Genomic DNA, 23,472 nt, shown 5'->3' on the forward strand with positions numbered 1-23,472 from the left:
GATCGCCTGCTGGTCCTCGAAGCCGATCCGCGGGTTGTCCGTCGCGACCGCCAGCCGCGCAGCGGCCTCGCTCCAACCCGACCGAGCCTGCTCGGCCACCTTCGCACCCAGGAACGCCACCATCGCGGCGGTCGCGGCATCCGCGGCCTGCCTCGCCTCGGCGTGCTCATGGCCGTACTCCGCCGCCAGCTCCGACGCACGCCACACCGCTTGCCGCGCCTGCGGCCACAAAGCATCGCTGCCCTGACGGACTTGGATGATCAGGAAGACCTCGAGCGCGTACTCCGCTCGCTGCCGCAACCGCTCGCCGTCCGGACCGGCCTTGCCGACCACATAGGCATGGACGGCATCGACCGCCCGCGCGGCCACCGTGCCGGCCGTACCTCCCGCTCGCCGGACGTCGAGCACCTCGCGATTGACGACTGCTCGAAGGTGGCGCGTGTCACCGGTATGCGTCACGTACGCGGATGCGATCGCCCCGACGGCCCGTCCCCAGGTGTTCTCCTCGGTCTCCTCGACCGCTACGCGTGCGAGGGCCGCCGCGGCCGCGTGCCGAACCCGAACGAGAATCGATCTGCCGGCAGCGGGTACCGCCTTCCTGGCGAACTCCCACAAGGCCTGCTCCGACAGGTCGTCCGCGGACAAACCAGCTTCTACGACGGCAGCCGCGACGACGGGCACCGTGTCTGCGTCGGGCAGGCCGAAACCGTGCGCCGACGCCGCCTCTGCCACCGCGTCGATCATCGCGGGTACCAGCGCGTCCCGCGCATCGGCCGCCGCCACGTCCTTGGACGTCCGGTCGCTCAGCGCGGCGGCTCGCAGCGCCTCCAGCAATCTGTCCACCGCAACATTGCGGGCGGGAACGCCATCGGCGCCACTCACAACGGTCCGTGGAAAGACGGGCCGGCCGATCTCCCCCGGAGTACGCACCCGGTGTGCACCGACACCGCGGTAGACGTCGATCGTCTGCTGGGCGATGACGTCCCATCGGTACATCGGCGACAGCGCCTTCTGCTGGGCGGCTTCGGCCCGTTGCCGCGCACCGGCGGGATCGTCGAGGACGGCGAGGATCGCGGCGACCAGGTCCGGTACGTCGCCGGCCGGATAGCTCAGACCGTTGGTTTGGTCAACAAACCCGATCTGCTCGGACGCCACCAGCGGCAAGCTGGCGGTGGCCAGCTCGTTGGCGACCACACCGAACGGCTCGTAGCGGCTCGGGATCACGCCCACATCGGCACTGGCCACCAGCTCGGGAAGCCCTTCGTCATGGCCGATCCGGCCCAGGAACTCCACGTCGCCGACCGCCAGCCGGCCTTCGCGCACCAGCGCCGCCACCTGCTGCTTCAACTCGGCGGCGAAGTCCCCGGTGTCGTCACCGACGATGCGGACCTTGGCGCCCTGACGGTGCTGCTGGACGCCGGGCAGCGCGGCGATCAGGTCCTGGACGCCCTTCTCCACCGCCAACCGGCCCTGGTAGTAGATCACCGTGTCGTCCGGACCCGCCTTCAGCCGGGTCCGGGCCGCGGCGCGATCCACCCTGCTGGGGTCGATCTTCCACCGGCTCGGGTCGGTGCCGTTGGGCAGGATCGTGACCCGGTCCGGCGGCAGCTGGAAGGCCTCGACGGCCTCCTCCTTCATCTTCGGCGAGTTCACGATCACGTGGTCGGCACGGCGTACAGTGCGCCACTCCAAGGCATGGATCCGGCGGCTGGTCTCGGTGTCCAGGCGGCCACCACGGCGGCCGATCTCGGTGGCGTGCACGGTCAGGACCACCGGGACACCAAGGGCATCGGCCAGGTCGAAGGCCGGCCGGGTCATCCACGCGTCGTGCGCGTGCAGCACATCGGGCACCTGGTCGGGGTAGGCGGCCAGGTACTCCTGCAGCGCAGCTCGCGCCCGGTCGCTCATCGCGTCCGACCAGCCGACCTCGTCGGCCTTGAGGTGGTCCTCGGTCCCGAAGCCTTCCGGTGGCGGGATCAGCAGCACCTGCAGGCCGCGGCCACGGCTGATCAGCTCGGTCAGGCCGGCCGCGCCGAACCCGAACAGCTGCCGGGTGACGTTGAGCACCTGATGCCCGAGGCCGACCTGCGGTGGGAGCAGCGCCTTGACCACCGAGCCCAGCCCGCCGACCTGTGCGCCAACGCGCTGCAGTGCCGACTCCCACGAGAGGTGCACGATCCGTAGCGCCTCGGGACTGATCGGAACCGCGGCCACCCCGTGGTCCGGCAACTCCACGACTGCCGGTGGACGAGGGTCGGTCAGGCGTGCCGCGACCCGGCTGATCTGCGCCGCCGCCTCGGGCCCCAGCAGCGCGAGGCGCTGGTCGGCGCCGTCGGTTCCGGGGAGCAGGCCGAGGTGCGTGGCCGCGTCGAGCAGCGCCAGATCCGCCCGTACCCCGGCCTTCGGCTCCTGGTCGCGATCGGCCACCCTGCCGAGCGCAGCCAGTTGGGATTCACGGGCCCTGTCGTGTGCGGTCGGGACCGCAGCTACGGCCGCTCGGCCGGGCACGTACACATCCGGACCGCCGATCGGCGTTCCCACCAAGAGCTCACCGATCTCGCGCAGCTCGTGCGCCACCGCTTCCAGTACGGCGTCCGCACCGGGCAGCAGCCGTGACAGTGTCACCGCAACCAGATCGCCTTCGAGCCGGGAGAATCCGGCGAGTGCGTTGCCCTCGACGTCACCGACCTGGAGCACGATCACCCGCGAGTGCCCGGCACGCGTGATCCGGTAACGGAGGTCACCGAGCGGCTCGAGTTCGTCGAGCCTGGCCGCCTGGCGCAGCCACGCCCGGCCTTCGTCATCGGCCAGCAGACTCGCCGCGGATCGGGTCACGACGCCCGCGTTGTCGTCGGTCAGGCCTTCGGTCGTGGACATCCGGCCCAGTGCCGCGGCGTTGCCGGTGCCGTCTCCGAACCGATCGCCGAGGACGGATCGCAACGCACGTTGCTTGACCTTGCCGGCCTCGATGGTCCCTTCGACCATCCGCCGATGCCCTTGCAGGGCCTGCTTGCCGGCCCGGAACCAGTTCAACGGGTAGTGCCCGGCAGTGCCGGTGATGCTCGTCAGGACCGCGTTCACCGAGCCGGTCGTGACCTCCTGCCTCGCCTCGGCGTCCGCGCCGGTGTAGTGGGCGACCGCCGAGCCCATGGTGCTCACCGCGGCGAACTCGCCGATACCGGGCAGCAGCGCGGTCAGCGGGAAGATCTTCTGCCAGAACGGCGGCATGATCGGGGCCTTCGGCTCCGGTACGACGAGATCGGCGACCACCGCACCCGGAACGGCGGGCCGCCCGGCTTCGGGACCCACGATCCGGGACCGCACCAGGTCGTGGACGCCACTGAGCATCCGGTCGTCACTCTGGCGGCTCCGGACCAGCGACTCGTGCGCGAGCTGCCCGGAGGTTAGGTCGGTGTAGTGCGTGTCCAGGTCGCCGTACCCGCTCTCCACCAAGGCGTTGACCCAGGTGTTGACGATGCTGTTGCCGGCCTGGACGGCCGCGACCACCGGGCTGACGAACAGGCCGATCCCGGTCCCGACCGCGCCCGGGAGCAGGATCGTCGGGTACCTGATCTCCAGCACCTGGCCGAGATCCAGGCCGCGGTTCGGGCGCCGGTCGAACACCGGCCGGGCCAGCCGGTCGTCGCTGATCCGCCGGCCGACCAGGTCAGTTGTTGCCGTGGGCACCGAGTACCCGGCGGTGGTGACCACGGCTGCGACGCCGAGCTGGAGGTTCTGGGCCCGCTGCGCCGCTTCCTGCCGGGCGGCGTGGATCCGCCGTACCTCGTCGAACCGGCCTTGGCGCAGCCGGTTCGACACGTCGTGGCGAGTGCGGCGCCGCTCGCCGAACGAGGCTCCGACGTACCCCAGTCCGGCACTGATCCCGAACACCGTGGCCAGTGCCCATTGGCCGGCCCCGGCGCCGACCAGGGCGATCGGCTCGACCGTCGACATCACGCCGTACGGCAGGTTGGACCGCAGGTGGTACCGCAGCGACCTCTGCAGCACCCACGGCTCGCTGTCGGGTACCGACCAACGGTGTGCTCCGGTCGCGGGCCGCGCCGGTTCGGCGACCGGTACGGTCAGTACGTTCGCCAGCAGCGGCCTGATCACGTCCCGGACGTCATCGCGGAGGGTCGCTGCCTGGACCGCCTCACGTTCGGCTCGCAAGGCCTCGCCGGTACGCCGGCCGGCCTGCTCGAGCTTCTCGCCGGCGACCTGCCCGCGGTACATCAGATACCCCTGACCGCAGCCTTCGGCCAGGCCGTACCCGATCGCGAAGGTTGCCCCCAGCCACGACGAGTTGTGGAACACGACCAGCCCGAGCGCGGCGTTGCCGACGCCGATCAGCAACTTGTCCAGCGCCATGCCGCCCAGGAACACCCCACGTGCCGGCACCCGGGACGGCTCTGGTTCACCTCGCTCGATGCGGTCTTCGAGCTGTTCGGCGAGCTCCTGCGCCGACCCGCCCCGGCCTCGATCGGTCAGCTGCCGCAGCGACGGCGGGACGAGGTCTCCCAGGCTCTGAACGGCGGCGTCATCCAACTGAAGCACAGCCAGGTGCTCGGCCAGGTCCTTACGCAGCATCCGGGAGGTACGCCAGCCGGCGTCGGCCAGTTGCTGCTCGTAGCGCGCGAGCACTGGTGCGATCCCGGCCGGCATCGTTGCCGCGCTGTCGTGGTGCCGCGCGACCGCGGTGTAGAGACCCTCGATCGTGAGTCGCTCGCCGCGCAGGCGGTCGACGCCTGGTGGGGTTCGGACGTGGTACGTCGCCGGCTCGCTGCCGTGCACCACCTGGCCGTGCCGAGCGGGGAGCCCGGCGCCCGGCTCCACGACGACGGAGACGACGGCGCCTTGCTGGGTGGTGATTTCCAGTGTTCCGTCAGTGGTCGGCGCGAATGACAGCCCCTGCCCGTGCGGACCTTGTTCGAACTGGTTGAGCCACGAGGCCAGCCGGACCACGTCGCTGACGTCGAACACCGGGATCGATGCACGACTCGGCTCGACACCGGCCTCTCCGAGCGGCCGGGTCTCCAGCAGCCTGCCGGTACGGGTGCTCCAGCGCGTGCCGTTGTGGCGGAGAACGTACTCCGCGAGGTCCGCGTCCACCTGCCGCAGTGCAGCGATCTTGCGGTCGTGGTCAGGGCTGCTGGTCAGCAAACCCTTCTGGTACAGGAACTCTCGCAGTACCCGGGCCTCCCGCCAGCTCGGCTCGCGGTACTGCAGGCCGAAGCTTCGAAGCCAGCCGATCGCGGCCAGGTCGTCGAGGCTGGGATCGCTCCCCGCTTCGCCACCCAGCGCTTGCCAGCTGAGCAGATCCGGTGCCTGCCGGAGTTCCACCAGCGCGGCATAGGCCTGCTGCCACGTGGCCGCCGTACCGTGCTGGGCCTGATCGACGGCCAACCGGTACCCGGCGATCGCCTTGGCGACCCGGCCCGCGAGCTCGTGGACGCTCGGATCGGCTTCGCGGTCGGCCTCGAACGGCAGTACGACGTCCGCCACCGGCTGGGCGCTGGGTCCGTCGGCGCCGTCGAGGCGAACGGCCAGGGTGAAGGGCTGGTATCCATCCGGCGCGACGGTGACCACGCCAGGCGCGCTGGTCGGCTCGATCGCGGCACCGACCGCCTGCTGGAAACCTGGCCGCCGCAACGTCGCGTCGAGCCATCCGCTGTCGACGGTCACCGGGAGCGTGGCGACCAGGCCCGGCCGGGCGCCGTACCGGAAGGCCAACTCGACCACCGCGCGGTAGCCCGACCGTTCGAGCAACTGGAAGCGGCCGAAGTGGTTGACCGCACCGCCGTCGAGCCCGGCCGCGGACACCGCTTCGCGCAGCCTGGCCTGACGCCGACGGGTCAGCCGCCAGCGATCGTAGCGAGTCAGTTCGTCCGGAGGGCCGGCGAGCAGCCGGCGCTCGCGCACCCGAAGCTTGGTCGCGGTCAGTACGTCGGCAGGCGCCAGCCGTTCCGGAACGTCGTACCCACGGCGCAAAGCCGTCCGACCACCCAGCAGCCCGGCCGCCTGCTCGACAGCGGTTGCCAGTTCCTCCAGGACGCCCGGGGCCAGTGCGCGGGCGGTCCGGAGACGTTCGGCGGCCAGCGTCAGCTTTGCCGGCCGGTACGGATCGTCCATCGCCGCGCGGACGTCGTCGAGCGCGTCCCGTACCGCCATCCAGTCGACGAGCGAAGTGGCCGCCGGGGGCACGACGACCTGCGCCGCGGCCCTGACCAGGCTCGCCCGGACCTGGTCGAGCGCCTCGACCTGCATCGCGAGCGCCGCGATGTGTCCGGTCGCCGCGGCCTCGACCCAGTCCGCATCCAGCTCGCGGTCGACCCGCGACCCGAAGGTCAGGTCGGCCAGCTCCCGATCGATGCCCTCAGCAACAGTAATCACGAAGCCGTACCGCGCCTGGTGCCCGACCCGGTCCACCGCCACCTCGCCGTGCGGCACCGTCCCACGCCGTACGCCGACCGTGAACACGAGACCGCCCCGAGTCGTGACCCGCAGCCAGCCGGGTCCGCTCGGCTCGATCCGGAGCACGCCCTCGATCACGTCCGGCAGGGCGGGCGAATCCGCCCAGAACCGCAGCAGACTGTCGTCGACAGGCGCCTGCATGGGAAGCCCCTGGTCGATCCGCGCCAGGATGGCGGGGTGCTGATCGGCCGGCAGCTCCAGCAACCGGCTCGGCGAGACCGGCGTCTCGGCGCCGGAGGGACTGTGCGCCCCCAGCGGCCGGTCGGCGACCGTGGGTTCCGGGTCGGAATCGACGGGCCGGGAAATGCGGTCGCGGACCCGTACGGCGACGTCGTCGGGGACCATCGACAGTTCCTGTCCGTTGCCCTCGGCCCCGAGCGCGACGACGGCATCGAGCAGTGCGAGGTCGGCCCGCACCCCGGTCCTCGGGTCCGCTGCCGGCACCCGGTCCCCGACCCATCCCAGTACGGCGACCTGGGTCTCGCGGCCGCGCCGGTGCGCGGTGTCCGGAGCCGTTCCGACCAGGAGCTCGCCGATCTCCCGCAGCTCGTGGGCGACCGCGGGCAACACCTCGACGGCATCGAGCAGCAACCGCGACACGGTCACCGTGACGACATCCCCGTCGTTCACCCACTCGAACCGGGCCGGCGCATGATCCGCGACGTCGCCGACCCGGAACAGCAGTTCGCGCGAAGCATCACCCCGAACGACCCGGTACCGCATCGGATCGACCGGATCGACCTCGACGGAGAGCATCGCCAGCCGCTCCAGAACCGGCTTCGTCTCCTCGCCGGTCAACGCGTCGACGATCAGCGCCGTCACCCCGGCCCCGTTGTCGGCCGTCCGCCCCGCTGTCGTGAACATGCCGCCCAACGCCGCGGCATGGCCGGACCCGGCCGCATCCGGCCCGGGTACCTGTCCGCCAAGCTGTTCCAGGGCCGTGCCGATGGCAACCTCGACTGCCATCACCCCGACGGACGCCGGCAGCTCGAGGACCGATCGGCCGCCGGCGTCGAGCGGACTCAGCAGAACCTCACCGCCCGTCCTGAGAACGAGCTCGACGACTCGGTCCTGGAACATTGCCAGCAGGCGGTCACCGGCCAGCGGAACGAGCCGGACGGCATCCGCCCCGGCCGCGCGACGCCGCAGTGCCGTGAGTGCGGCCGCGACGATCTCCGGATCCGGACCGGTCGGAGCCGCCGCCCGGACCGCGCCCGCGACCTCGACGAGCGCGCCGTGCAGCGCCCGGCCGAGCTGTTCGTCGTCGAGCCGATCCGACAGGTCGACGTGGGCGTTACCGAACCGGTCGGGCTCGATGACCTCGTACTCGGACCCGATCTCCGCTGCATCGAGCGCAACGACCGCGGAAGTGTTGCCGTCCAATTCGAGCAGCAGACGGCGCGGCCCCAGCGGGGTCACGTGCCGGATGCCCGCGTCGACGAGTTCAAGGCCGCTGAGCAGCTGGTCGGACAGGACCCGCAACTGGTTGGGCCCGCTCGTGACCTGGCGCGCGCCGGCCAGCAGGTCGGGCAACTCCTGGGACAACAGGAGGTCGATCACCCCGGGACTCTGTTCCACCAGTCGCTGCGACAACATCAGAACCGGCAGCCCGTCGACGGGATGCCAGGTCCGGGTCTCCCGCTCCGCCATCCAGGCCGCGTCGACGACCACGTCCGCAACCCGGTTGTCGCCGTACCGGAATCGGAACGTGTCGGCGACCAGCCGGGTCACCGCTGTGACGCCGAGTTCGGCGAGCCCAGTACGCACCGCCGAGTGCGGATCGAGCAGTTGACTGTGTACCCGCCTGGCCACGTCCGCCAGCGCCTCGGTCACCCCGGGACTCTCGGCCCCATGGGCAGCCACCGCCGCGACGGCCACGTCGAGATTCCAGGCGACGACGTCGTCGCCGGGCAGCTCGGCGGACAGCCGGATCGTGACGCGCTCACTGGTGACGGGATCAGGATCGATGACGAACGGGCGGCCGGCCGCGAGTGTGGCAACGGAGATCTCGGCGACCATCGACGGTCCTGCGACCGGATTGATCAGCCACCGGCCGTCCGGGAGCTCCCGGACGCGCCGCACGTTGGCCATCCGATAGCTCGCTCCGCCGCGCAGGATCGTACCGATCCGCTCGTCGGGCTGTTCGATCCCGGACCGATCGCGCAGCCGGGCGGGATCGGTGTCCCCGGCCTTCGCGCGTGCGTTCTCGATCGCTACGTCCAGCAGACTGTTGCGGATGTTCGAGTCGAAGAACGCTCCCGACCAGAGGCCCTCGGGCGCGACGGCTTGCGAGTCGCGCTGCGCCGGGAGGGCGCGCACGGCCTCGAAGTCGATCGGGTGCATCCTGCCCGCGTCGTCGACCAGGAACTGAAGCTCGTCCTGGATGTGGTAGCCCACATCCAGCAGGCGCTGCAGGTACTGGTCGAGTTGGCGAACCGTATCGAAGTCGACAGCCGCACGCCACCGGTTGGTCTCCGCGACCTCCGCCGGGTCGAGGCTGGGTGTACTGGTGAACCCGCCCGGCACCGGCTCCATCGCGACCCCGGCGTACTCCTGGCCATCGATCGTCACCTTGACCAACCCGTACAACTCCGGCGCGTACGCGGTCTGCTCAGCAGCACGCTGGCCCGCGAACTCCCGCATGATGTGCCTCTCGAAGCCCACGCCGGGCCACAGCTTCACGGCCCACTTCCGGCCGTCGGGACCGTCGATCTCGAAGACGCCGGCGTACTCGCCGAGCGACGCCACCATGCCGGCCACGCCGCCGCTGGCCAATCGCCGCAACGCCGTCGGAAGCAGCTCGAGGCGGGTCGCTTCATCCCAGCTCACCGGGTACGCCGGGCGCGCGTCCGGCTGTGGCAGCTGTGGCCGCTGCGGCGCCCCGGCGACTGCCACGTCCAGCGCCGGGCCTTTGCCGAACACCTCGTGGTACTCGAGACCGTGCCAGCTCTCGATCTCGGCCAGCAGCGCGTCGGGGCCGAGTACCCGGAGCCCCGGACTCGCGAGCAGCGGCCGGAGCCCGTCGAGGAGTACTGCGTCGTTCGCGGTGACGGCTCCGACGATCGTGACGATCCTGCGCTGCTGATCGGCAGTCAGGCTGTTGTACGACGGGAGCTCGCGCAGTATCCCGGGAACGGCGGGATCCGGTGCCGCCGCCGGGATCGGTGCCGGTGGCTGTGCCGGTGGTGCCTCCGGGGTCGGTCCGTTCTCGACGGCCGCCGCCACCAGCGAGCCGCGATGCTCGGCGAGGATGTCGAAATGCCGGGCGATCCAGGAATCCCGTTCGGACGGCTCCGCGGGCAGCTCTTCGACACCCGACAGGCCGACCGGCCGGAAGTTGCCGGCGTCGTCGACGAAGTATTTCAGGTCAGCACGGATCGAGTACCCCCCTGCGAGGAGCGCGCGACCGAAGAGGTCGAGCTGCTGCGCGGTCCGGAACGTCACGCGCGACCGCCAGTACCCAGCCTCCTCGATGGCCTCCGCCGTGGCCTCCTGCTCCGCGTCGATCAGGCCGCCGGCCAGCGGCGCCATCCCGACACCGACGTACTGCTTGTCGCCGACCGTGACGCGCACCAGTCCGAACGGCGGAGGACCGAAGCCGGTCAGGTATGCGCCGTACAGGCCGTCGAGTTCGGCCAGAGCCAACTCGCTGTTGACATTGCTCTCGGGGTACAGCTTGACGGCCCAGTCGCGACCGTCCGGTCCGGTCAGCAGGTCGGGCAGGCTCTCACGGTTGCCGAAGTCCACCGCATCGGCGAAGTCACGCGACGGGCGGACCAGCGGCACCGGCGTCGGCGTTTCGGCGAGCCCGACGCCGAACACGTTCTTGCTGAACACCTCCGGGTAGCTGAGTTCGTCCCAGCTCCGGATCTCATGCATCAGCCGCTCCGGATCGAGCGACCGCAGCCACGGACTCTGGAGCAACGGCCGAAGGCCTTCCAGCCGGACCGGATCGTTCGCGGTGAGCTTTGCGACGATCGCCCCGACCTCCGCCTGATCCGCAGCCGCCAACTGCCGATACACCGGCCCAGCCGTCTGCGGTCCATCGGGCACCAGCCGACTCGGAGCGGTGTCGTCCACGCGCTGCGCCGTACCGGCGTCACTCGCCTCGGATTGCTGGGCCGCAACCTGCCGGTCACGGGGTACCGCGGTGTGCTGGATCTGAGTGAGGCTTGCTTGCTGGGAGGCTAGTTGGCTGGTTTCGATTGCGGTGGAGTAGTCGGCCACGGGTACTGCCTGCTCGGCCGCGCGGACCGCGTCGGAGGCCGCTCGGACGGCTCCGAGCGTTGCACTTCCGTTGCCTAGTGCAACCGCCTTGACGTGCGCGACGACGGCGTCGGTGTACGCCTGGAGCGCCCTGTTCCGGGCGGTTGTCGGCGGCGCGTCGTGGTAGGCGACGGCGGCGTCGAGGGCGCCGGGCCGGCGGCGGAAGAGTTCGTCCTGGTGGGAGGCGTACAGGGAGGCCTCGCCGGGCGCGCCTTGGCGGCCGGCGCGGTTCAGGGCCTGGATCGTGCCGCGGGGCGAATCGGCGTCATGGAATCCGACGCGGACCGCCAGCCCGCCGGTCTCCGCCTCGCGGCCGTTGCGGGCGTCGTGGCTCTTGACCGTGAAGACGTGCTTGGTCGGGTCGGGGCGATCGCCGTACGTGAAGGCGTCCGGGTGCAGCTCGATGTCGATGCCGCGGCCGAGGACCTTGTTGCCGATGGTGATCGTGCCCGGTGTGCCGGCCTGCTTCCAGACGGCGTCCATCTTCGCGTCGAACCGGTGCTCCGCGATCGCTTTCGCCATCGCCTCGGCGTTGACCGTTTCGATCTTGATGCCGTCGGTCGGAAGATTCTGCTCCTTCAGCCGCTCATTCAGAAGGCGCTCGACCAGCGCGACCTCGTCGTTGTGTTCGGTGACAATGGCCTGCGGACGTCCGGTGGACAGGTCGCCGTCCTTGCCCATGTCCGCGATCGCCTGGTCGACGATGGCCCGGTACTTCTCCTCCACGGTCGCGAAGTGCTGCGCCGGGCGGATGTCCAGCTTCGACTCGTTGATGCTCGTGATCTCGAGGACCCGGCCGGTCTTGTCCTCGCCGTACAGCTCCCGGATCGCGTGCTCGGCCTCTTTCGCCGTACCGGACATACCGCTCACGTGGTCGTAGCTGTCGAGCAGCTTCTTGGTACTGATCGCGCTGGTGTGCGACGGGTCCGCCCGTACCTCGAGGCCGTGTCGTGCCTCGAGGGCCTGGGCGACATCGGTCCAGCGCTGTTCGAGCAGGGTCTCGCGATCGACCAGCGGTTCACCGGAGTGCTTGCTGACGATCAGGATCCTCTTGACGCCGTCGATCTCGGCACGGATGTAGTCCCGGCCCTCGTGCAACCCCCAGCGGGCCTGCGCCGCGTTCTCCAATCGCGTGATCTGTTTCGCGAACTGACGCGACCCTTGGTCGACGCCGGTCAGCTCTGCGAGCTTCTGCCGTCCTTCGGTGGTCAGCTTGGGCCGTACCCCGTCGAGCGGTTCCCCGTGGCGCGTCAGCCCGAGGTCGGCGTGGTCGAACTTCCCGCTGTCCAAGGCCCACTTCGCGAGCATGACTTGGGCTTCTGTCTTCGCCGACGCCTTCCCGGAGGCGCCGGAGCTGTGCGTGTAGCGCTGCACGGCGAGATCGACCGCAACCGCGTCCACCTCGTCGACGATGACGTCCTTGCCCGGGACCCGGTGGCCGCGGCCCATGCTCCAGCCGAACGCGGCGACGTCCCCGACGTACACGGTGCGGCCCCGCGGCTTCGGATACCGTACGGCGGAGTCGACCTGGACGACGTCGTACCCGAGGGGTTCGAGGATCCTGCGGAACTTCGTGTACGCCTGCGTCGCGAGGCTCCGGTTCGAGGTCATGTAGTGCACCGGGCGGTCCGCCGCGATCCGGCCGAGGGCAACGACGGCGACCGCCGTCTTTCCGTCGCCGGCTTTCATCTGGACCAGCAGGTCGTCGTGCAGCGCCAGCTCGGCCTGGAGCTGGGTCCACTTCAGCGCGAAGCCCCAGCCCTTCTCGGTACGGTGCACCATCTCGTGGATCGCGAGCTGGAGCGCCTCGTCGCGGGTCACGTTCACCCCGAGCGCGCCCTCGAGGACGTCGAGCTTGCCCTCCGAGAGTGCCCGGATCTCGGCGGGGCTGAGGCGAGACATGGCGTAGTCCAGCTTCGCCGCCAGATACGACAGCCGCCGCGCCGCGGCCAACAGCTTGGCGTTCCCCAACTCGGCATCGGCGTGCTTGGCCGCGGCGAGTTCGTCGTGCGCGTCCTTGTACTTCGTCTCCGCTGCGGCCAGCCGGTTGCGCAGTTCGCCGGCTCGGGCACTGTCGTCGCGCTTCCCGTGCCTGGCCTCGTGCTTCTCGACAGCTCGCTCCGCTGCCTTCAGCTCCTTGCGTGCCTGCGTGGCCGCTGCCTCGGCATCCTTGGTCGCGCCAACCTTCTCCCGATCGGCCACGGCCTTTTCATGGTCGCCGAGCGACTTGCTCGCCGCGGCCTCCCGCCGCTGCAGCTCCTCCGCATGCTCCCGGGACCGACTCCAGTCGCGCCCCACCTCGGACGCACCATCCCGCGAACTACCTGCACCTGCGGGCGCGTCACCACGCGGGCCACCTTCACCCGCTTGTCCCTCGCTCCGCGGACTGTCTTCACCTGCTTGTCCCTCGCTCCGCGGGTTGCTGCCGCCGGTTCGCACGTCGTCGTGGCGGGCGGCGGGTGTGCTTTGCGGCCGGTCACCTGCGGGTGCTGTGGCGTCGGGTTGGCGGTTGGCGGGATGGGCGGCCTTCGCCCCCGGCTCAGCCCCGGCCGCCGGAACGAGCTGCCTCTCCGCAGTACCAGGCGTCTCGGCCTCCTTCCCGGCGCCCGGCGGCTTGACCTCACCAGCCGGCGTGTCAGCACCGGCAGGTCTGTCGGCGGCGGGTCTGTTGGTTGCGGCTGGGCCTTGGGGTGTTGCGGGTGCTTCCTTGCCGGGCGTTGCGGGCTTGCCGGGTACGGCGGGTTTGTCCGGGCCGGACGGGGGATTGTCCGGCGGAGCTGCCTTCTCGGCTCCGGTGACCTTGTCCGGCGCCGACACCTTGCCCGGCTGCGGCGTCGTCGTGGTCTTCGCCGTGGGCGTGTCGGTGGCGGCTCGGCCGGCTGGGTTGCCCGAGGCATCCGGTGTACGCGCACCGGCGGCCGGCTGGGCGGCACCGACGTTCGGGACCACTGCAGACTCCGCACCAGTTGCCGAGCCGGCGTTGTGCCCCGTCCCGTTCCCGGTCTGCGCCGTACCGTTGCCAGTCTGCGCCGTAGCGCCGGTCTGGGCCGAACCTGTCCCAACACCACTGGCGTCCGTACCGGTCTGCGCGGCTGAAGCGTTCGCGGAGGACGCCTCGGCTTTGGGCGTGACGGCCTCCTGCGGGCCGTCGGGAGGTGTGTGGTCGGCGATCGCCGAGTGGTTGCGGACCGGGGCGACCTCGATCGGGTCGCCGTGCGGGCCGCCGGTGTTCGGGCTGTGCGAGCCGCCGCCCGGGACCGCCGCGCCCATCACCGCGGACTTCCAGATCTCTTCGAAGCCCGGCAACTTGTGGGTGACGACCAGGGAGTTGGCGGCCGGCATGCTCACGCCCATCGTCACGGCGCCGGATGCCCGCCGGACGAGGAACTGCTGCACCGGGCCGTCCAGCGCACTCACCCTGCGGGTCGCGTATCCGCCCAGGCTGCCCAGCCCCACGCCGGCGGCGATCGCGATCGGTGTCGCCACCGCGGCGACCTCCGCGGCCTGCTTGGTCTGGTCCCAGTCCCAGCCCTCCGCGTGGCTGCCGTCCTTGGCAGTGCGGCCCGACTGGTTGGTGAGTACGCCGTACGCCTGCGAGATCGTGTTCGGCGCCAGGCCGTAGAGCCCCCCGCCGACACCGGCCAGGACCAGCCCGCGGACGACGCCGACCGGAGCCACCGCGGATCGCTTCGCGGCCTGCGCCGCGATCGTGCCGATCGCCTCCTTGATCGCGGCCCGTGCCCCTTTGTGGATGAAGTCCCGCAGCGCCTGCCGGAGCAGCTGCCGCATCCCCAGCGAGATCAGCTTGCCGGCCGGGATCGCGAACATCGCGATCCCGATCAGGATCTGCGCGAAGATCATCACCTTGGTCCGGACGATGGTGTCGGCCTGGTCCCGCAGGTACTGCGCGAGATCCGCGGCTGCCACCGCCATCGCCTCGGCACCGCCGAAGGCCGGGTCGGTGCCGTAGGCAAGGACCTCCGCGGCCAAGGCCCGGCCGCCTTCGCCGTTCCAGGCCGCCAGCACAGCCGTCGATTCCTCCCGGCAGCCGCCGGCGACGGTCGAGCGCAGTCCGGCCGCGATCGCGTCGTACTGGCGGGCACTCTCGCGCAGCGCGTCCTCGTCGCCCTGCGGCCAGTCGTCGGGGTCGACGCCGACGATCGCCCCGAGGAACTCGACGATCGGGTGCCACCAGCTCACGGCTACCGTCCGCCGTCGGCGGGTGCGGCCGGGTCGGTCGGCAGCTGCTTGCCGTCGGTCTGCAGGCCGAGGTCGGCGGCCCGGAGCACGTCCGCGTTGTGTCCGTCGACGTGCTCGACCAGATTCCCGGCGGCGGTGATCCCGTCGCCGATGTTGAGCAGGCTCTGTTCGATCGCGGTACCCGCCTGGCTCAGAGAGGCGAAGCGCTGACTGAATCCGTCGGCCATCTGTCGCCCCATCTCGTCACCGCCGAAGGCTGCCGAAAGGCTGTCCGGCCCGAGACTCTTCAGCGCGCCCGTCAGCCATGCGCCGCTGGTCGAGCCAAGGTCGCGTACCTTTTCGGCGGCCCCGTACACGGCCGGCAGGTCGACCTCGGTCATGACAGCCGCTCCGCCAGGTCGTCGTAGCGCGCCGAGATCTTGGCAGCCATGGCCGTACCGGCCTCGGTCAGCGTGGCGAGGATCGCGGCGGCCAGGCTGTGCGGGTCCTGGTCGCGGAAGATGCCGGGGTCGAACTCGAGCTCGCGGACGTCACCGTGGACGCCGATCGTGACCTTGATCTGCCGGTCCGGCGAGACCACGGTCACGGTGATCGACTCGAGCTCGGCCTGGAAGGCGTTCATCGCGGACAGCGAGCGCTGGAGCTCGTTGTCCAGGCCGAGCGCGGACAGTTCCTTGCCGAGGCGGAATTGCGACGGGTCCATGGGAACAGGGTCCGATCCGGACGGCGATCGTGGTCAGCCCTTGGCCACAAGGGGTCAGAACTCGTGGCCCGATCGGGCCGGGACCTACCGTCGCGAACGTGAACACTGTCAGAGCACGCTTGACCGCGGTCGCCGCCGGAGTACTGCTGGCCGGCTGCCCGACGATTGCGTCCGCCGTACCGCCGGCCGGAATGTGTCAGTCCGCCGAAGCCGGCGGGACCCCGGTGAGTAAGTTGCCGTGGGCACAGACCTGGCTCGCGCCCGAACGGGTACCGGCCGGGATCACCGGCCGCGGCGTGACCGTCGCCGTGATCGACTCCGGCGTGGACGCCGATCACCCACAACTGAACGCACCCGGCGCGGTGCTGCGCGGCCGCGACCTGCTGACGCCGGGCGACACCCGCGCGAACTTCGACTGCGTCTCGCACGGTACGGCGGTGGCCGGCATCATCGCTGCCCGTCCGGTCCAGGGGATCGGCTTGCGCGGAATCGCGCCGGGCGCGACGATCCTGCCGATCCGGGTGAGCGAACGCGACGCGAGCGAGGACCAGGGCGACGCCGTCAGCGCGACGGTGTTCGCGGGCGCGATCCGGTACGCGGTCGACGCCGGCGCCTCGGTGATCAACATCTCGCTGTCGATGTACGCCGACCAGAAACCGGTTCGGGAGGCTGTCCGGTACGCCGAGCAGCACGACGCGCTGATCGTCGCCGCAGCCGGCAACGCGCACACCCAGCAGGGCGCGGACCCGATCACGTACCCGGCGGCGTATCCGGGGGTCCTCGGCGTCGGCGCGATGACGATCGACGGGACCCGCCTGCAGAGCTCGCAGGTCGGCTCGTACGTCGACATCTCCGCGCCCGGCGGCGGCGTCCTCGCGCCGACCCGCGTCCGCGGTCATCGGTACTACGACGGCACCAGCTTCGCGGCCGCGTTCGTCAGCGGTACGGCGGCACTCGTCCGCTCGGCCGATCCGCAGTTGCCGGCGGCCCAGGTCGCGAACCGCTTGATCGCCACCGCCACGCCCGCGGCCGGTCCGGCGGACGAGTACGGCGCGGGCGTGGTGAACCCGTACCGCGCGGTGCAGGACGTCCTCGCGACGACGAAGCCCGCGGTACTGCCGCGAGTCCGGCCCGTCAAGGTCGACGCGGCAGCGGAACGACGTGCAGCTGCTCGCTCTCACGCTCTGGGGAACGGCCGCCGAATCGCCTTGCTGGCTGGGATTCTCAGCGCATCAGTGCTGGCGGCGGCGGTCGTCGTACCGCTCGGCCGACGGCGCCACTGGCGCGCATGACGAAGCCCGGCCCCTCGGGAGGCCGGGCTTCGTCGTCGGTTCAGCAGTTCGTGGCGGCATCGGCGGCGCGCTGGTCAGCGCGCCGCATCCCGACCTGCGCCTCGTCCAGAGCGTCGGCCCGGCGGCCCAGCACCCGGTTGATCTCCTCGGTGGCCTGGGCCCAGAGCTGCTGCACTTCCTGGAACCGCGCCGAACCCTCCGGGCTGGACCACGCGGCGAACAAGTTCCGCATGGCGTCCTGGAACTGGTTCTGCAGGTCGGTCACAGCCTTGTTGGCACCGACCATGTCGAGGGCACCCTGCCCCATCTGGTCGTACGGGTAGTTGATCAGCATGACGGCATCCCTTTCCTAGAGGACGGTGGTATCGATGGACTGCCCGGCCAGCGTGCGGAACGCCTGCTGGCCGTCCGCGTCCTGGGTCTCGTAGCCGACCTTCGACACGGTGATGCCGTCGGCCATCCCGTGCAGCTTCGCGCAGAGCTTGTCCATCGCTTCGAGGTGGTTGTGGTGTCCCTGCCAGAACGCGTTCTTGATCTCGCCGTCCATCGGGCTCAGGCCGCTCAACGCGCTGTCGAGCGAGGTCATCACCGCCTTCAGGTTGTCGGCGATCGCGGCGGCCGCCGAGGCCGTCTGCACCATTCTCGGGATATCGGCCCTGGTACCGGCCATGGTGTTCCTCCTTGCTGGGTTGCCGGTGCGTGATCACCGGTCGGTGTCACGCTAGGTCGGTACGTGCCGGTCTCCCGGGGCGTACCGGTTGCGGCCATCGGATGGCCACTTGTGCGGTCAGATTCGCCAGAGGTCCTCGTCGAGTATGTCGCGCTCGACCGCGCGGGCGGCGGATCGCTTGCGTTTGCGAAGCGGCGGTACGCCGGACGCCGTCCGGGCCTCGCCGTTCGTACGGCCCTGCAGGTCCGGCTGCACGCCTTGCCGGCGGAGCCGTTCGGCTTCGCTCTGGTCCGCGGGTACGTTGAAACCGGGCCGGCGTCCGGCACCGGGCTTGATGTCCCGCACTCCGTTGCCCCCAGCACCCATACCGCCGTTCTGCGGTGGGTACATCGGCGGCGTACTCTGCTGAGTGCCCGCCGACCCGGTGGTCGAGGCCTTCCCGGACAGCTGCGGCTCGGTGCCGGTCGCGCCGGCAACGGTTGCGGATTTCTCCACCGGGTTCGTGCGTTCCGACGTACCGGAGGCCCCGCCGACCGAACTCTTGCCGAGGGCACCGATGCCGCCGGCGCCGCCGAGCGAGCCGATCGGGAGGTTGGTCGAACTGTCGTTCGGCAACGCCGGGACCGACGGGGTGTGGAACGTCGGCGCGGTCGTGGTTCCCGCACCACCGGCCAGCGCGGGCGAGTCGGTCAGCGGCAGGTGGGCCGAAGGGGTGGTGACCGTCGGCGTGGTGGCGGTGGTCGTACTGGGGTCGACCAGATCCTTGGCATGCTGGGCGAGCGTGATCCACTTGTCCAGGTTGTCCGGGACCTTTCCGATCAGATCGATGCCTTTGCCAACGACATCGATGATCTTGCCGGCTTCGTCCACCGGGTCCGTCGGCGTCTTGTCGTCCGGCTTCTTGTCGGCAGGCGTCTTGTCGTCCGGCGCCGCCGTGGTCTGCGGACTGTCGCCACCACCACCGCCCTTGTCCGCGCCGGTTCCCGCCGGGTCACCCTTGTCCTGCGGCTGATCCTTGGCGTCCGGCACCGCCCGCGGACCGTCCCAGATCCCCGTCGGCGGACCGTCCTTGTCGGACAGTGCACCGGCCATCAGACCTGCCAGATGCGTGATCACCTGCTGGGCTTCGTAGTCGATCAGATCGACACCGATCTGCGCCCACGTCCGGTCGGTGTCGTTCTTCGCATCGTCGACCCGCTGGACCTGCTTCTTCCGCTCGTCCACCCAGTGCTGCGCCTCGACCCGGGCATTGCCGATCGCGTCGCCGACCGTCTGCAGGCTCACGGTCAGCTTGCGACCGTAGTTCCCCCAATCGGGCAGCCATTTCAGGTCCCGGTTGATGCGGCCGTCGAACGCCTCCTGCGCCTTCGAGTCGTTGCTCTGCCGCCAAACGGTGATCTCGCTGCTCGCGATCGTGATACCGGTCGCGACATTGTCCACCGCGACCGCCATCTTTCCCCACGCCCGGGCCGCCGCCAGCCAGGCCTCCGGATGCTCTCCGGCCAGAATCTGCTGGACCTGGTTCGCGTCGCACTTGCTGTAGTCCATCTCGGCGAGCTCCTAGCCGGCCGGTGCCGACGGCGGCTTCGGCAGCACCGGGTAGTTCGACGCCGGTTCAGGAACCGGCTTGCCTTCGATGTCGTGGAAGGAGAGGTTGATCGCGTTCACGCGGGCCGCGCTGTCGCCGTCCGCCCCCTCGTAGGTGTCGATGAGGGTGGTGGCGAACTGCCGTAGTCCGTCCAGACCCTGCGGCACCTCGGTGCCGAGCAGCTCAAGACTGCGGAGGAAGCCGAGGTGGATCCGGTTCGCGTTCTGGCTCTCGGTCATCGAGCCGGCCAGGTTGGAGCCCTGGGCGATCAGGTCCGGCAGCCAGCCGAAGTCCTCCTTCGGCACCTTGTCCCGGAAGTTGCGGATCTCCTGGGCGTCGAACAACAGACTCATCGGTGCTCCTGTGTCAGCGGGTTCGGGTCAGGTGGGCACTCGACCAGTTGGACGAGTTGGGTGTCGCCGCGGCGGCCGACCAGGCGGCCGCGGCCTGGTGGGAGGGCTTCGGGTTTGACGGTGCCCAGCAGCGGGCCTTCGGACTTGTCGCCGCTCATCAGCAGGCCGGGGGTGCCGAGGTCGCGCAGGCGGGCGATCAGTGGTTCGTAGATCGCCCGGCCGGCACCGCCGCTGCGACGGGTGACGATCACGTGCAGGCCGATGTCGCGGCCGTGTGCGAGGTAGTCGATCAGGCCGCCGAGCGGATTGGAGGTCTGGCCAACGACCAGGTCGTAGTCGTCCACCAGGACGTGGATCTGCGGCCCGGTCCACTCGCCGGACTGGCGGCGTTCGAGGACCGGGAGCAAGTCGGCGACCATCGCCTCGACGCCGCGCGGTTCGGAGAAGGCACCCATCACGTGTTCGCCGGTGAGCCGCAGTGAACGGCGGTAGTCGACCAGGATGATCCGCGCCTCGGCCGGCTCGTACCGCTCGGTGATCGAGTGAGCCAATCGGCGCAGGAAGCCGGTCTTCCCGGACTCGGTGTCGCCGAAGAGCAGGAAGTGCGGGTCGGCGTCGAGGTCGAGGGCCACCGGGCCGAGGTCGCGTTCGGCCAGCCCGATCGGCAGGCCTTCAACAGGCTTGCGTCGCAGTGCGGCGGCCAGCTCGGCCTCCTGCAGTTGGAGCGGGAGCAGCCGTACGCGGGGTGCACCCGACACCGGCCAGGCCGCCGCGAGTTGCGGGCCGAGGTCGGCGTCCGGGGTTGCCACGACGAAGTGCTGGGCTTTGTCGGCGAGCCCGCGGCCCGGCTTGTCGGCCGGAACGCTCATCGCCGCGCGGCGGTCGATGACGGAGTCGGACGGGTCGCCCAGCCGCAGCTCGATCCGGGTACCGAACAGGTCGCGGATCGTGCCGCGCAGGTCGAACCAGCGCGAACAGGTCGCGATCACGTGCACGCCGTACGCGAGGCCGCGCCCGGCGATCTCGGCGAGGATCGGCTCGAGGTCCTCGAAGTCGGACCGCAGGACCGGCCAGCCGTCGACGACCAGGAACACGTCGCCCCACGGATCGTCGGCGAACTCACCGGTCGCCCGCCGTTCCCGGTACGACGCCATACTCTCCACACCGTGCTCGCCGAAGTACCGCTCCCGTGCGGCCAGCAACTGCTGTACCTCCGCGATCGTCCGGCGGACGGCCCCGACGTCGAGGCGCGGTGCCACGCCGCCGACATGCGGGAACTCGCGGAGCGCGGACAGGGATCCGCCACCGAAATCGAGACAGTAGAACTGCACCTCGCGCGGCGTGTGGGTCAGCGCGAGGGCCGAGACCAGCGCGCGGACCGCCGTACTCTTGCCGCTGCGTGGTCCACCGACCACGACCGCGTGACCGGCACCGGCCGACAGGTCCACGACGAACGGGTCGCGCCGCTGCTCCATCGGCTTGTCCACCAGGCCGATCGACACGCGGAGCTTCCCCCGTGCTCCGGCCGCCGCCACGGTGAGGCCGCGGTCCGGGTCGACGGTCAACGCCGGCAGCAGACTGGTGAGCGGGGGCGGATCCTCCAGCGGAGGCAGCCAGATCTGATGGGCCGGCTTCCCCTTGTTTTCCAGGCGATCCACGAGAATGTCGAGCAGCTTCTCACCGACCCCGTCGTCTTCCGGTTGTTCGTGGACCTCGGCTGCCGGCATGGATACGTACGCGCTCGTGTACTCCGCTACATCGTCCTGGGTGTCGTTGGAAACCGTGCGAGTCGCCGCCCGGTGCACACCGGAAACGTAGGCCGACCGGAAGCGCACAAGCGTCTCGGTGCCGATCTGCAGGAACCCGTGGCCGGGCGCCCGCGGCAGCTCGTACGCGTCCGGGATCCCCAGCACCACCCGACTGTCCATCGCGGAGAACGTCCGCAGACCGATCCGGTACGACAAGTGCGCGTCCAGACCGCGCAGCCGGCCCTCTTCCAGTTTCTGGCTGGCCAGCAGCAGGTGGACGCCGAGTGCACGACCGAGACGGCCGATCTGGTTGAACATGTCGATGAAGTCCGGCTTCGCCGACAGGAGCTCGGAGAACTCGTCGCAGATCACCAGCAGCGTCGGTACTTCCGGGAGGTCCGCCCCGGCCGCCCTCGCGAGCTCGTACTCACGGACGGACTCGTAGTTGCCTGCCCGCCGCAGCAGCTCCTGGCGGCGGATCAGCTCGCCCCCGATCGCGTCGGACATCCGGTCGACGAGTGCGAGCTCCTCGTTGAGGTTGGTGATCACCGCACTGGTGTGTGGCAGCCGGTCCAGCTTGGTGAACGTGGCACCGCCCTTGAAGTCCACCAGTGCGAAGTTCAGGCTGTCGGACGAGTGGGTCGCGGCCAGTGCGAGGACCAGGGTCCGGAGCAGCTCGCTCTTGCCGGAGCCGGTCGCACCGATCAACAACCCGTGCGGCCCCATGCCGTCCTGCGCGGACTCCTTCAGGTCGAGCTCGACCGGCGTACCGTCTGCGGTGACACCGAACCGGACGCGCAGCCGGTCCCTGTTCGGCTTGGGTCCCCAGTGCCGCGCAGTGTCGTAGTTGTACGGGTCTCCCAGACCTAACAAGTCCGTCAGGCCGAAGACCGAGGCGAAGCTCTCGTCGTCGCTGCCGGCAGACAGTCTCAACGGTGCAAGGAGACGAGCCAGGGCATCCGCGTCCGGGATCGTGAAGCTGTCCGCCTTGCCGACCTCAGACTCGCCGTCCATGGTGACGCTGGTGAGAGCACCGTCTTCAGCGACGTCCAGCAGGACTGTAGAGCGGTCGAGCAGCCGCGGCGGCGGCGTGGTTAGGTCGATGACACTGACACCTTCGACACCATTGCCGGTCATCAGGTGGTCCGAGCCGAGCACGTCCCCGCCGTCGATCAGTACGACGATGTGCGGGCCGTCCACGCGACTCGTAGCAGCCGGGTCGAACCGTGGCCGCTGCGCCAGCAGGTCACCCAGTACTGACTCGAGGTCCGGAACGCTCTTGCTGATCAGGCGGATCGGACCGAGCGCGTCGGACTTGTCCGGGTGGTGTGCGTGTGGCAGCCACTTCAGCCACTCCCAGTCCGCCCTGGTCTCCGGACCGATGACAGCCGTGATCAGGAGGTCGTCCGGCGAGTGGAAAGTCGCCAGCTGCGCTACGAGTGCACGTGCGAGGCTGCGAGCACGGTCGGGCTCACCGTCGACGTACACACGTGCAAAACCACGTAGCGCCATCGCGACGGGCAGTCCGGGCACGGAGGAGTACGTCGTGATGAAGCGGCGTAGCGCACCGGCCGACAGTGGCTCCAGCTCCTCCAGTGGCACCGTGTCGGGTGGAGCGACCGGTGTGGCCAGTGGCTGCGCTCCTGTGCCGACGCGGACGATCGCGAAGTCCGTGTCGTTGCGGCGACGCTCCCAGAGGCGGTAGCTCTCCACCAGCGTCCACAGCTGCGTCGGATCGGGATGCAGGTACGACAGCGCCTTCCGTTGCTGTACGACGGCCCGCCGGGCCCGGATGCGCTGCTGGGACAGGTGTCTCAGGTACCCGCGTCGCGCCCGGGCCATCTCGCGGCGTGGTGCGCCCTGGCCGGCGAAGGCGACCGCGGCCATGCCCAGCGCGGACAGGCCGAACAGTCCACCGACGATGTAGCTCATCTTGCCGCCACCGCCGAGCGTCGAGTACATCAACGCCATCGCGCCGCCGCCCGCGAGCATCGGCACCATCATCATGTACTGCGACAGCTGCTTGCTCGCCGGCTGCGGCAACGCCGGCGGCGGATCCAGCGTGACGTCGCCGCTCGGCAGCGCGGGACCATCACGCCGCGGTGGTCTGCTGACGATGACTGTCGACATGTTCCAGGACGCTAGACCGCGGGTTCGACCCGCAGGGGGTAGCGGCCACTT

General features: G+C 70.3%; 8 protein-coding genes and 1 pseudogene. 1 reads left to right on the forward strand and 8 read right to left on the reverse strand.

The window, feature by feature from the left end:
- Nucleotides 1-1,023 precede the first annotated feature (1,023 nt).
- The 3 genes and pseudogenes from ACZ5BU_RS20150 to ACZ5BU_RS20160 all read right to left on the reverse strand — a co-directional run.
- Nucleotides 1,024-14,670: pseudogene (locus ACZ5BU_RS20150) on the reverse strand (glycosyltransferase); the annotation flags it as partial.
- A 269-nt stretch (nucleotides 14,671-14,939) separates the two neighbouring features.
- On the reverse strand, nucleotides 14,940-15,317 hold the full coding sequence (locus tag ACZ5BU_RS20155; RefSeq protein ID WP_465700870.1) for a hypothetical protein: 378 nt from the start codon (nucleotides 15,315-15,317) through the stop codon (nucleotides 14,940-14,942).
- A complete protein-coding gene (locus ACZ5BU_RS20160) occupies nucleotides 15,314-15,640 on the reverse strand; it encodes a YbaB/EbfC family nucleoid-associated protein (protein WP_465700871.1) in 327 nt (108 codons plus the stop codon). Before ACZ5BU_RS20160 ends, ACZ5BU_RS20155 begins: the two co-directional genes overlap by 4 nt.
- 98 nt (nucleotides 15,641-15,738) lie before the next feature.
- Here ACZ5BU_RS20160 and mycP point away from each other — a divergent pair, with 98 nt between their 5' ends.
- Nucleotides 15,739-16,932 (forward strand): type VII secretion-associated serine protease mycosin, encoded by a 1,194-nt coding sequence (gene mycP / locus ACZ5BU_RS20165; RefSeq protein WP_465700873.1) that lies wholly within the window; start codon nucleotides 15,739-15,741, stop codon nucleotides 16,930-16,932.
- 40 nt (nucleotides 16,933-16,972) lie between these two features.
- On the opposite strand, the gene ACZ5BU_RS20170 is transcribed toward mycP, so the two are convergent.
- From ACZ5BU_RS20170 to eccCa, 5 genes are all read right to left on the reverse strand, one after another.
- Nucleotides 16,973-17,266: a WXG100 family type VII secretion target gene (locus tag ACZ5BU_RS20170; RefSeq protein ID WP_465700874.1), complete on the reverse strand. Its 294-nt coding sequence runs from the start codon at nucleotides 17,264-17,266 to the stop codon at nucleotides 16,973-16,975.
- Nucleotides 17,267-17,281: 15 nt separating this feature from the next.
- Nucleotides 17,282-17,602 (reverse strand): hypothetical protein, encoded by a 321-nt coding sequence (locus ACZ5BU_RS20175; RefSeq protein ID WP_465700876.1) that lies wholly within the window; start codon nucleotides 17,600-17,602, stop codon nucleotides 17,282-17,284.
- Nucleotides 17,603-17,719: 117 nt separating this feature from the next.
- Entirely contained in the window at nucleotides 17,720-19,150 is a 1,431-nt protein-coding gene (locus ACZ5BU_RS20180; RefSeq protein WP_465700877.1) for a hypothetical protein, read from the reverse strand.
- Nucleotides 19,151-19,162: 12 nt separating this feature from the next.
- Nucleotides 19,163-19,543: a hypothetical protein gene (locus tag ACZ5BU_RS20185; RefSeq protein WP_465700878.1), complete on the reverse strand. Its 381-nt coding sequence runs from the start codon at nucleotides 19,541-19,543 to the stop codon at nucleotides 19,163-19,165.
- The gene (eccCa, locus tag ACZ5BU_RS20190; RefSeq protein WP_465700880.1) at nucleotides 19,540-23,421 is read right to left on the reverse strand and encodes a type VII secretion protein EccCa; all 3,882 of its coding nucleotides are present in this window, start codon (nucleotides 23,419-23,421) and stop codon (nucleotides 19,540-19,542) included. Before eccCa ends, ACZ5BU_RS20185 begins: the two co-directional genes overlap by 4 nt.
- Nucleotides 23,422-23,472: the final 51 nt, after the last annotated feature.

It is taken from the genome of Kribbella sp. NPDC031520 (genome assembly GCF_055580825.1).